General features: G+C 71.5%; 11 protein-coding genes, 1 tRNA gene and 1 pseudogene. 6 read left to right on the top strand and 7 right to left on the bottom strand.

Going from position 1 to position 11255, the window contains the following annotated elements; genetic code table 11:
* Window positions 1-55: 55 nt before the first annotated feature.
* The gene (locus FHR36_RS14355) at window positions 56-661 is read left to right on the top strand and encodes a TetR/AcrR family transcriptional regulator (RefSeq protein ID WP_253796969.1); all 606 of its coding nucleotides are present in this window, start codon (window positions 56-58) and stop codon (window positions 659-661) included.
* 1049 nt (window positions 662-1710) lie between these two features.
* On the opposite strand, the gene FHR36_RS14350 is transcribed toward FHR36_RS14355, so the two are convergent.
* A complete protein-coding gene (locus tag FHR36_RS14350) occupies window positions 1711-2697 on the bottom strand; it encodes a hypothetical protein (RefSeq protein ID WP_253796968.1) in 987 nt (328 codons plus the stop codon).
* A gap of 354 nt (window positions 2698-3051) precedes the next feature.
* On the opposite strand from FHR36_RS14350, the gene FHR36_RS14345 reads away from it, so the two are divergent.
* Window positions 3052-3708, top strand: coding sequence for a site-specific integrase (locus FHR36_RS14345; protein ID WP_308199342.1), 657 nt, complete (start codon window positions 3052-3054; stop codon window positions 3706-3708).
* A gap of 164 nt (window positions 3709-3872) precedes the next feature.
* Here the strand turns inward: FHR36_RS14345 and FHR36_RS14340 are convergent.
* Window positions 3873-3953: transfer RNA gene (locus FHR36_RS14340), tRNA-Tyr, on the bottom strand.
* Between the two features lie 214 nt (window positions 3954-4167).
* Here FHR36_RS14340 and FHR36_RS14335 point away from each other — a divergent pair.
* Window positions 4168-4656, top strand: coding sequence for a YajQ family cyclic di-GMP-binding protein (locus tag FHR36_RS14335; RefSeq protein WP_253796967.1), 489 nt, complete (start codon window positions 4168-4170; stop codon window positions 4654-4656).
* Window positions 4657-4772: 116 nt separating this feature from the next.
* Here the strand turns inward: FHR36_RS14335 and FHR36_RS14330 are convergent, their stop codons facing one another.
* The gene (locus FHR36_RS14330) at window positions 4773-5324 is read right to left on the bottom strand and encodes a GNAT family N-acetyltransferase (protein ID WP_253796966.1); all 552 of its coding nucleotides are present in this window, start codon (window positions 5322-5324) and stop codon (window positions 4773-4775) included.
* A gap of 77 nt (window positions 5325-5401) precedes the next feature.
* Window positions 5402-5773, bottom strand: coding sequence for a DUF1801 domain-containing protein (locus FHR36_RS14325; protein ID WP_253796965.1), 372 nt, complete (start codon window positions 5771-5773; stop codon window positions 5402-5404).
* Between the two features lie 172 nt (window positions 5774-5945).
* Between FHR36_RS14325 and FHR36_RS14320 the strand changes: the two genes are divergently transcribed.
* The gene (locus FHR36_RS14320; protein ID WP_253799257.1) at window positions 5946-6269 is read left to right on the top strand and encodes a YciI family protein; all 324 of its coding nucleotides are present in this window, start codon (window positions 5946-5948) and stop codon (window positions 6267-6269) included.
* A gap of 91 nt (window positions 6270-6360) precedes the next feature.
* Entirely contained in the window at window positions 6361-8406 is a 2046-nt protein-coding gene (locus FHR36_RS14315) for a DUF6596 domain-containing protein (RefSeq protein WP_253796964.1), read from the top strand.
* Window positions 8407-8533: 127 nt separating this feature from the next.
* Here the strand turns inward: FHR36_RS14315 and FHR36_RS14310 are convergent, their stop codons facing one another.
* Window positions 8534-9034 carry a hypothetical protein gene (locus FHR36_RS14310; protein ID WP_253796963.1) on the bottom strand — a complete coding sequence of 167 codons (501 nt, stop codon included), beginning with the start codon at window positions 9032-9034 and terminating at the stop codon, window positions 8534-8536.
* A 119-nt stretch (window positions 9035-9153) separates the two neighbouring features.
* Window positions 9154-9618, bottom strand: coding sequence for a hypothetical protein (locus FHR36_RS14305; protein ID WP_253796962.1), 465 nt, complete (start codon window positions 9616-9618; stop codon window positions 9154-9156).
* 109 nt (window positions 9619-9727) lie between these two features.
* Between FHR36_RS14305 and mug the strand changes: the two genes are divergently transcribed.
* On the top strand, window positions 9728-10282 hold the full coding sequence (gene mug / locus FHR36_RS14300) for a G/U mismatch-specific DNA glycosylase (RefSeq protein ID WP_253796961.1): 555 nt from the start codon (window positions 9728-9730) through the stop codon (window positions 10280-10282).
* Between the two features lie 20 nt (window positions 10283-10302).
* On the opposite strand, the pseudogene FHR36_RS14295 reads toward mug, so the two are convergent.
* A pseudogene (locus FHR36_RS14295) lies at window positions 10303-11195 on the bottom strand (LysR family transcriptional regulator).
* Window positions 11196-11255 lie beyond the last annotated feature (60 nt).

The following is an 11255-nucleotide window of genomic DNA, read 5'->3' as shown; positions in this document are numbered from 1 at the left end:
ACGGGTGTACCAGAGAGCCTGAACCGTGACAGCCCGACCCCGTGGAGGCGGCCCCGTGAACCCGCGACCCGACCACGAGGAACGCCGGCGCCAGATCGCCGAAGCCCTGCTCCGGATCGCCGACACCCAGGGGCTGCAGTCCGCCAGCATGCGGGCGGTCGCCACCGAGGCGGGCGTCTCCCTGCGCCTGGTCCAGTACTACTTCGAGTCCAAGCAGGGTCTGCTGCTCGACGCACTGACCAGACTCGGCGCCCAACTCCAGGCCCGGATGGCCCGCTGGATCGAAGCCGCCGGCACCCCGCCCACCCCGCGCGGCACCGTGACCGCCGTCCTCTCCTGCATCCTGCCCACCGACCCGGAGAGCCGTCGGATCACCCGCACCTACGCCGCCTACTACGCCCTGGTGCTCGGCGACCCCGAAGTCCTGGAGAAGCACGGCGCCCAGCAGCCCCGGATCCTGGAGGCCTTCCTCACCAAGCAGCTTCGCGCAGCCCAGCAGGCCGGACAGATCTCCCCCGCCAAGGACCCCGACACCACCGCCGCCGGACTCCTCGCCATGGTCAACGGCCTCGGCTCCAGCGTCCTCGCCGGCCAGCGCACCGGCGAGGACGCCCTGGCCATCCTCACCCGCCACCTGGACGAGCTCTTCCTGACGCCATGAAGCGACCACCGCCCGGAGAGCCCCGGAGCGCAGGAAAACGAAACAGCCCCCGACCTGCGTTTCCGCAGATCAGGGGCTGTTCTCTATCCTGTGGCTGGTACAGGGTTCGAACCTGCGTAGCTTGCGCGGCAGACCTAATAGGCCGCCCACCAGGGACCTTCTGACCTGCGGACTCTTGATCATGGACCGGATCCGGTCTGTGCCTGGTCCGGATCATGCTCTCGGCTACCCCTCCCAACGGGTGCATGTGCGCGGGAGGGGGCGGCCTGTTGCGAGTTTCGCTACTACATCAAGGCGCGCGCAGCGCGCCAGCGCGCGGCCCTGGCCGCTCGCCGACGCTCCTCTCTTCGCCTCGCTCCGGCGGCGCCTCGGCCGCGCCGGCAGCAGAGGCCAGACAAGGGCAGAGCCCAAAACCCCGCCGGGGCTGGGGCGAGCGGCTCCGCGGCTTTACCCACCTGCCCGGACCGGGACCCGCGTAGGCGCGTGCCCGAGTCGTGATCACCCCACCACCTTGCCCGACCGACCGCAGGAGCCGATCATTCTCGGGTGAGACCCGAAGTGCAGACCTTCATTGCAGCTGGCCCTCTTCCCGACTGGAACTCCACTGACGAGGAGGGTCTCGACAGGCGTTACGAGCAGCTCCAAGCCGTCTCCAGACCGGTGACAGCCGAAGAGGCTGAAGCATTGGCCGCATGCTTCGGCCCAGACGATTCTTTCGGCGTCGCGTGGACCCTGCTGCACCTCATCGAGACGAGTCCCGGACCCATGCCAGCAGTCTCGAAGCCCGGCCCGGACGCCACCTACTGGCACCACACTCTGTGGGCGCGATGGGGGAACCCAGACGACGAGTCGGTCTGATGACGTGGCCCCCGAACACGTGCCCCTCGTGCCCCTGATGTGCCCTAGAAGACGGACTTTAGGAGTCTCTGACGGTAAGTCACGGGCGCAGGGCGTGGCAATGGCCCCTGACCGTTGGTACTGGTCAGGGGCCATTTCACGGGCGGAGGGTGTGGGATTTTAACCCACGGTGACGCAGGGCCATGACAGTCTTAGAACCTGTCGAGTCGGACCTCGAAGCAGTAGGGGCACATATCGAATTCGGTGTCGGTCGTCAGGTTGCCGCACCCGCCCTCGCATTCGGCCAGCTTCGAGAACACCTCGCCGCAGCTGAAACAAAGTCCAACCGGAAGGTCCTTCGCCCTAGCGAGAAACGCTCCGGGAACCAGGGAATCCGTCTCGCACTCGGGGCAGTTGCGGACAGGTGGCATGCCGCCATCCTTGACCTGCTCGTACGCAGAAAGCCCCAGCACTCCCCAGGCGTACTCGCCTGCCGCATCTCCGGGCGTTGACCACGCGGCGTGGCAATACAGGCAGCTGGCGGTGCCAGCATCCTCATTGATCATCATCGCGTCCTGCCCGCACTCTGGGCACTCGACCGCCCAGCCGGCCGCGCTACCCAGGTCGGACCGGATGCGAGCCATCCGGGTCTCGATCAGAGTCTGCACGCCTTTCAGCCTTTCGCGGACCGAGGCCATCTCCCGGTCGACGTGTGCTGTGTCATCTGGGTCCAGGTAGTCCCGCAGATGATCACGAATGAAGTCGAGAAGGAAGTCGAGGACCTTTGCGGCACTGGTTTGTACGGCGTCGGTGGATCCCGACATGCCCAGGTGCTGGAGTCGGTTTCGACTGTTGCTCAAGCGGCTAATCGCCCGCTTGGCGCGGCCGGGGACCTTGATGTCCAGCTCCTCGTCGAGGAGTTTGATCGCCTGACCGAGGCCAATACTACGGAAGTCGCCTCGGCGAAAGGAATCCTCGTCGCATATCACGCCGGTTTTTTCGTCTGGCACGACCACCAGGCGCCAGTCGTGCTGAATCAAAGGCCACTTCAGGAGGACCTCGGTGGCGGCCTGTGTATGGAGGACGGCGTACTTCGTGTCGCGTGTCGCAACCGGCGGGGTCAGGCACTCCATAACATTGACGAGGTAGTCCATACCGTTGTGGACGACCGAAAAGTGGAAGTCCTGATCCTGCGACATCGCTGATCCTCTCTGTGGCCGCGCTGAGGACGCTTTCGGACACCAGGCTTGACTCTGGCACTGATCACCTGGGCTGACTACAGGTTTCCGAAACCGGTGGGCCGTGCCTGAAGATTCGTACGCCGTGCGTGCGTGGGGTGCTGGGAGGTGTTCGCAGCGACCAGCGCTGATGAGGCGGGCGCTGTGGCGATTAGCTGGTCGAGAGGCATCTTGCCGAGGAGGGCGGGCCTCGGAGCGGTCCGTCTGTGGGCCGTGCGAGGGCGCCCAACGATGACAGACGACGACCAGCGGTGAATCCTCCGCCCCACGCGGGACACGGGTCAGTTCGCCGGATCTGCGACACAGGCCGCCGCGATGCTGGAGGCCGTCGGCTGGCAGGGACGGCGCGGGCCGCGGTTGGTGGCGTTCTTCGGGTGCATGTACTACGCGGGCATGCGCCCGGGCGAGGTGGTCCACCTCCGCAAGGACCGGTGCGTCCTGCCGGCGGACGGCTGGGGGAAGCTCAACCTCAACGGGAACAGCCCCCGGGTCGGGTCATCCTGGACCGACAACGGCACGTCTCATGACCCCCGGAGCCTGAAGCATCGACCGGAGAAGGCCACCCGGCCGGTCCCGATCCCGCCCGAGCTGGTGAAGCTGATGCGGGAGCACATCGAGCAGTACGGCACCGCACCCGACGGCCGCCTGTTCCGGACCTTCCGGAACGGCATGGTGCAGGAGAGCGGGTACGGCGTCGTCTGGGCCGCTGCGCGGGCCGAGGTGTTCAGCGAGGAGGAACGGGCCACCCCGCTCGCCAAGCGCCCCTACGACGCCCGGCACGCCGGGATCTCGCTCTGGCTGGCCTCCGGGGTGCCGGTTGCCGAGTGTGCCCGTCGCGCTGGGCACAGCATCGCCGTGCTCCTCCGCGTCTACGCCAAGTGCATCCACGGCGACGAGGACCACGCCAACCAGCTCATCACCGAACGGCTCCAGCGGCGATGCACTAACCCCCAGGCGCCCGACGGTTCCTGATTCTGGTCCGCGCCTGGTCCGGAAGTGCTGGTCAGGACTGGGATCCGGGCGAAACGAGGTGAGACAAACCAGGCAAAACGACCATCCGGCATGACCAGTGTTCGAGCACAACGAAGCAGCCCCTGATCCGCGTTTCCGCAGATCAGGGGCTGTTCTCTATCCTGTGGCTGGTGCAGGGTTCGAACCTGCGTAGCTTGCGCGACAGATTTACAGTCTGCTCCCTTTGGCCGCTCGGGCAACCAGCCAGGGATTGTGTCCTCCGGGGCTGCGCCCCGTTCGACTTGGTAAACCATACCCGATGATGGGGGGTGGTCTGCCACTCGATAGGTCACGCGATGATCAAGGGGCGCGCGCGGTGTGGCGGGCGTGGGGCGGGGCCCGCTGGATAGGCTGGAGCGTCGCCCGTCCGGGACGGGTGACGGTGACCGTGCAGCCTGTAGCTCAAGGAGACCAACACCCATGGCCGACTCCAGTTTCGACATCGTCTCGAAGGTCGATTGGCAGGAGGTCGACAACGCGATCAACCAGACCTCGCGCGAGATCTCGACCCGGTTCGACTTCAAGAACGTGGGCGCCGAGATCAGCCGCTCGGGCGAGAAGATCGAGATGAAGGCCAACGGCGAGGAGCGGGTCCGGGCGATCCTGGACGTCCTGCAGACCAAGTTCGTGAAGCGCGGACTGTCGCTGAAGGCGCTGGACGCCGAGGAGCCCCGCCTGTCCGGCAAGGAGTACAAGCTCTCCGCCAACGTGAAGGAGGGCATCACCCAGGACGACGCCAAGAAGGTCGCGAAGATCATCCGCGACGAGGGCCCCAAGGGCGTCAAGGCGCAGGTGCAGGGCGACGAGCTGCGGGTCAGCTCGAAGTCCCGTGACGACCTGCAGACCGTCCAGGCGCTGCTCAAGGGCAAGGACCTGGACTTCCCGCTCCAGTACGTGAACTACCGCTGAGGCGGAGCGGCCGGACGGGCCGCGGTACGGCCGGCGGGGTGAGTGCGCGGGAAGCGCCCGCCCGGCCGGCCGTCGGCGTTTCCGGGCCCGGTCGGCGTCGGGGGTTCGTGGACGGGTCAGGCGCGGGCGGCCGCCCATTCGTCGCGGAGAAGCCCGAACAGCACCCGGTCGTGGCACTCGCCGCGTACCAGGACGGCGGCGCGGCGGCGGCCCTCCTCGCGGAAGCCGGCGCGGGTGAAGGCGCGGACGGCGCGCTCGTTGCCGCTCCAGGTGTCGAGTTCGAGGCGGTGCAGGGGGTAGGCGCCGAAGAGGTGGTCGACCAGCAGGCCGAGGGCCTCGGTGCCGTGGCCGCGTCCCCAGTGGTCGCGTTCGCCGATGGTGACGCCGAGGGTGGCGGTGCCCGCGTACGGGTCGAGGTCGCGGTAGTCGGCCATGCCGATGACCCGTCCGTCGGCGGTGTCCTCGACGGTGAGGACGGCGGCTTCGCGGGGGACGAGGCGCAGCATGCCACCGAGGACGAGGTCGACGGCTTCGGCGGTGATCGGGCCGAAGCAGGGGTCGCCGCCGGTGGCCCAGTGGACCACCTCCGGGTCGTTGCGCCAGCGGAGGTGGTGCTCGGCGTCCTCGGCGCGCAGGGCGCGCAGTCGGACGGTCTTGCCTTCGATCATGGTCGGGTTCCGGCCTGTTCTGGGTGGGGCGGTCGGGCAGTCGGGCGGTCGAGCGGTCGGGCCCGGGTGGGGCTCCGTCAGTTGTCGTTCGACTGTTCGAGGTTACGGGCCTGGTGGAGCCAGTCGGAGACGAGGTCGGGGTCGATGTCGGCGGGGGTGCGGAGCTTGAGGCCGGCCATCCGGCGGGCGCCGTTCTCCAGTCGCCCGGACGGGTCGGTGAGGTCCTGGCCACGCCAGAAGCCGAAGGCGACGTGGCCGGTGTAGGCCTTGAGATAGCAAACGGGGTTCTTGCCGGGGGCGGCGCCGAGGCTCCACACGGGGTGGCCGTGCCAGAGGGCGCCGGTGCCGGGGAGGGCGGCGTCGATCAGCGATCGGAGCCGGTCGGCGATCTCCTGCTGGGCGGCGGGGAGGGCGGCGAGGTATTCGTCGAGGGTGGCGTGCTTGGCCATGGTGGTCAGCCTCCGGTGCGGGGTTCCTGGGTTGCTGTTCGGTTCTCGCTGTCACGTCGGTTCGGCGATGTGGCAGGGAATCCATGCGTTCCCTGTCACATCGCCCGACCGACGTGTAGGCAGAAGCACGCAGCGATGACCGGCCCCGGTGCCGGAGAGATGAGTGATCGAGATGCGTTACCTGATGACCACCAAGCCGACCGACGCCGTCCCGGACGAGGCGCTGTTCGCGGAGATGGCGAAGTTCGTGGAGGAGCTGACCGCGGCGGGCGTTCTGCTGGCCACCGGCGGACTGGAGCCCGGCGGTGTGCGGATCACCTCCTCGGGCGACGAGATCACGGTGACCGACGGGCCGTTCGCGGAGGCGAAGGAGGCGGTGGCGGGCTTCGCGCTGGTGGAGGTCCGCTCCAAGGAGGAGGCGATCGAGCTGGGCCGCCGGTTCCGCCGGATCGTCGGCGACGGCGAGAGCGTGATGCAGCAGGTGTTCGGCCCCTGACTCCGGCGAACTCCCCGCCCGGCGACCTGCCCGGCGCCACCCGCACCCGTCCGGCTTGCCAGCGAGCCGGACGGGTGCTGTGATCTTGGCCGTGGCGGATGTCCATCGCACGGTCGACGCGGTCTGGAAGCTGGAGTCGGCGAAGATCGTCGCCGCGCTCACGAGGATGGTGCACGACGTCGCTCTCGCCGAGGAGTTGGCGCAGGACGCGCTGGTCGCGGCGCTGGAGCAGTGGCCCACCGCCGGGATCCCGGCCAACCCGGGGGCGTGGCTGACGGCCATCGCCAAGCGCCGCGCGGTGGACCACATCCGCCGCGCCGAGCTGCACAGCCGCAAGCAGGAGGAGTTGGCCCACGAGCTGGCCCGCCACCCAGCCGAGGAGCCCGGCGGGGCCGGGGAGGCCGACGAGCCCGGACAGGACGACGTCCTGCGGCTGATGCTGATCTCCTGCCATCCGGTCCTGTCGACCGAGGCGCGGGTGGCGCTGACCCTGCGGCTGCTCGGCGGCCTGACGGCGGAGGAGATCGGCCGGGCGTTCCTCACCCCGGCCACGGCGATCACCCAGCGGATCGCCGCCGCCAAGCGCACCCTGGCCGAGCACGGTGTGCCGTTCGACCTGCCGGTCGGCGAGGAGCTGGCCGAACGGCTCGCCTCGGTGCTGGAGGTCGTCTACCTGGTCTTCAACGAGGGCTACTCGGCCACCTCGGGCGAGGACCTGATCCGCCCGGGGCTGTGCCAGGAGGCGCTGCGGCTCGGCCGGCTGTTGGCCGAGCTGGCCCCGGATGAGCCGGAGGTGCACGGGCTGGTCGCGCTGATGGAGGTCCAGGCCTCGCGCGCGGCGGCCCGCACCGGACCCTCCGGCGAGCCGGTGCAACTGCACGAGCAGAACCGGGGCCGCTGGGACCAGTTGCTGATCCGCCGCGGCTTCGGCGCGCTGCTGCGCGCCCGCACCGCCGGGGCCGGCCGCCCGCCCGGGCCGTACGTGCTGCAGGCCGCCATCGCGGTCTGCCACGCCCGGGCCCGGAGCGCCGCCGACACCGACTGGGCGCAGATCGCGACGCTGTACGGGGCGCTGGAGCGGCTGCTGCCGACGCCGGTGGTCCGGCTCAACCGGGCGGTGGCGGTCGGCATGGCGGACGGTCCGGCGGCCGGGCTGGCCCTGGTGGAAGGGCTGACCGCCGATCCCGCGCTGCGCGACTACCACCTGCTGCCGAGCGTCCGCGGGGACCTGTTGGAACGGCAGGGCCGGGCGGCCAACGCGCGACGGGAGTTCGAGCGGGCGGCCGCGCTCACCCGGAACGCCGCCGAACGGGCCTTCCTGGAACGTCGTGCCGAAGCACTGGCGGCCGCCGCCGATCCCGCAGCAGCGGGTGGGCGGACGCTCGGCCGCGCCGCGCGGGAGTTCCTCGGCCGGGACGGGCTGGACGCCGGGACGGTCCGCTCGTACGGGCAGACCTTGCGCCGGCTGGAGCTGTCGCTCGGCGCGGGTCTGCCGCTGGCGTCGCTGACCGCCGATCGGGTGGCCGGGGTGTTCGCCGCGGCGTGGGGCGGGGCCGCGCCGGCGACCTGGAACCGGCACCGGGCGGCGGTGCGCTCGTTCGCCGCCTGGGCCGGGCTGGACGGGACCGCGGACCCGCACGGGGACGGCCCTGCGGACGAACCCTCGGGCGGACCCGCGGCCGGGATCGAGCGCCGGACGGGCCGCTCGGTCCCGGCGGCGGGCCTGTCACCCGAGCAGTTGGCCGCGCTGTGGGAGCGTCCCGGTGCGGCGCTGCGCGAGCGGACGCTGTGGCGGCTGCTGCACGAGTCGCGGGCGACGGTGGCGGCGGTGCTCGCGCTGGACGTCCAGGATCTCGACCTGGACGACCGGCGGGCCCTGGTCGGCGACACCTGGGTCGGCTGGCGGGCGGCCACGGCCCGGCTGCTGCCGGAGCTGATCGCCGGCCGGACCCGCGGGCCGCTCTTCCTCGCCGACCGGCGCCCGGGGCCCGCCCGGCGACCTGGGCCCGCCGACTTGTGCCCCGAGACCGGACGCAGCCGGCTGTCCTACGAGCGCGCCGAGTACCTGTTCAAGCGGGCGACCCGCGGCCTCGATCCGGACGGTCGGGGCTACACGCTCCGGCAACTGCGGGCGTGAGCGGAGGCGAAGAGTGCTCGGCCGGAGCCGAAGCACGAACCCGGCGCCGAAGGATGAACCGGGAGCACGCCCAGCCCCGCGCGCCGTCCGGGTGACCGGGTGCGCGCGGGGCCGGGGGCCGCGTCCGTCAGCTGGGCGGGACGACGGGCAGCAGGCCGCCGAGGAGGCCCTTGAGCAGGTCGGTGAGTGTGGCGAGCAGCTGCTGGACCACGCCGAGGTCCGGCAGCGCGGCCGCCTCGGTGAGCTGATCGGTGATCTTTTCCACCTGGTCGAGGAGACCGGCGACGTCGAGGTCCGCAGGGCTCGCGGCCGGGCCGGTGGCAGTGCCGGTGCTCGGGAGCGCGCTCGTACCGGAGTCGGACGGATCCGAGAGCGCTCCGGCTGCGAGGCCGGGCGGCATGGCGGTGACACCGGGCTTGGCCGACAGGGCCGGATGTTTCGGCATCGCGGCGAACAGGGACCCTGGTGGGGCGAAGCGGGAGATCGGCGGGTGGACGGCGGCGGGGTGGCCGCGGGTGGAGTCGGCCGCGACCGACGGGTTGGCGGGGGCCGCGACGGCCGCGGCGGCGGTGGCGGCGGTGAGGCTCAGGGCCGCGGTCAACGCGGCGGCCGCCCAGGTGGCACGCATCGGAAAGCCGTTTCCTTTCAACGGAGTTCAGGCATCTTGCCTGCACCACACGTTGAGCCACCGGCATCGGCGCGGCCACCGCTCGTACGCCGAATGGTGTGTACGCCGCCAACTGCGGCTCAGCCGCGGGCGCCGCCCGCCCAGGCGGTCAGGCCGATCGCGTCGGACTCGGGCCGGCCGCCCTCGGGGCGGGCGCCGAGCAGGTGCAGCGCGCGGTCGATCGGGGCGCCCTCGGTGGGCAGGGGTTCGCCGGGCACATGTCGCAGCGGGCCGAGGACGACGGTGCCGTCCCACCAGACCGCGGCCCGCTGGGTGCCGTCGCCGTCCGGGGTCGCGGCCTCGACGTACGCCAGGGGGCTGGCCTTGGACCACGCGGCGAGCCGCAGCCCGAAGCCGCCGGGGAAGCGCGTGAAGCCGGGTCCGGGCGAGCTGGACGGCTGCTGCAGGGCGTCGTGCAGCCGGTCCGTCATCGGGATCAGGGCGAGGCCCTGGCCGAGCGGCACCACCTGCGCGGCCGGGACCTCGGCCGCCACCACGTGGATCAGTTCGGCGGCGGCGATCAGCGCGTTCAGTTCGTATGACACCCCATCATTCTCCGCATGTCGGCCGACCGGGGCAGGCGAATAATCGAACTGACTATCCATCGCACCGACACCTTCCGTTCCGGTGGCGGCGATGCGGCAGAGTGGACGGATGACCGCCACCCACCGCCCCACCGCCGACGAGCTCGCCGCCGCCCAGGACACCACCATCCCGGACGTCGCCGGGCCCGGGCTGCGGGTGCTGTTCTGCGGCATCAACCCGGGCCTGTGGTCCGGCGCGACCGGGCACCACTTCGCCCGGCCCGGCAACCGCTTCTGGCCCGCGCTGCACCGCTCCGGCTTCACCCCGCGACAGCTGCGCCCCGAGGAGCAGCAGGAGCTGCCGGCGCTCGGCCTCGGGATCACCAACGTGGTCGCCCGGACCACCGCGAAGGCGTCCGAACTGACCGCCGAGGAGTACCGGGCGGGCGGCGAGGCGCTGGTGAGGCGGGTGCTGCGGCTGCGGCCGCGGGCCCTCGCGGTGCTCGGCATCGGCGCCTACCGGGCCGCGTTCGCCCGCCCGCGCGCGGCGGTCGGCCCGCAGCCGGATCCGATCGGCGACACCCTGGTCTGGCTGCTGCCCAACCCCAGCGGGCTCAACGCGCACTACACGCTGGACGGGATCGCCGCCGAGTTCGCCCGGCTCCGTGAGGCGGTCGGGGACTGACCAGCACGGCCGGGGCCCGCTCAAGCGGTGCGGGTGAGGCCGGGGAGCAGCGGCGCGGCCCGGAGTTCGCGGATCAGGGCGCGGACGGGCGCGGTGCGGGCGAGTTCGGGGTGGTGACGTAGCCGACCTGCCGGGCCGGGGGCTGCGGTCCGAGGTCGGTGACGGCCAGGTCGGCGGGCGGGTTGAGCAGGGTGAGGTGCGGCATGATCGCCATGCCGACGCCCTGGGCGGCCAGTGAGAGGACCACGGTGTCGTCGGCGACGTTGATGGTGGCGGACGGGATCCAGTCCTGCCGCTGCCACCAACTCCTGGTGTAGGAGCCGCAGTTCTCGTCCCAGTCGACCAGCGGGAGGGAGTGCGGGTCGGGGTGGCCGATCCGGTGCGCCAGCGCGTACGGCTCGGTGAACAGGGGTGCCGCCACCAGTCCGGGGACGGCGGCGGTGTCGGCGTTGAGGGTGGCGAGGCCCAGGTCGGCGCGGCCGTCGGCGACCTCGCCGGCGGTGCCGCGGCCGAGGTCGCGGATCACGCTCACCTCGGGGGCGAGGTCGGGGTGGCGTTCGGCGAGCCGGGCGAGGACGGGTGGGAGGACGTGGGCGGCGACGCTGCGGAAGGCGGCGATCCGCAGCGGTCCGGCGACCCTGCCGTCCTCCGACTCCCGTGCCTCGAAGGGGAGTCGGTCGAGCAGGCGGAGGATCCGGCGGGCGTGGCCGACCACCCGCCGGCCGGCCGGGGTGGGGGTGGCGCCGTGCCGGCCGCGGTCGAACAGGACCGCGCCGAGCTTGCGCTCGCAGGTGCGGACGGCGTGCGAGACCGCGGACTGGGTCATGCCCAGGGCGGCGGCCGCGGCGGTGAAGCCCTGCTCGCTTTCGACGGCGACCAGGATGCGCAGCTCCTGCGGGGCGAGGTCGGTCATGATCGGCAATCTACCCGCCCGCCCGCGTCCCATGAACGGCGCTCATGGAACGCGCCGTTC

Source organism: Kitasatospora cinereorecta (genome assembly GCF_024172095.1).
GTDB classification, from domain to species: Bacteria; Actinomycetota; Actinomycetes; order Streptomycetales; family Streptomycetaceae; genus Kitasatospora; species Kitasatospora cinereorecta.
Note: the sequence above shows the minus strand (reverse complement) of the source record. Positions and strands in the feature narration are given on the sequence as shown.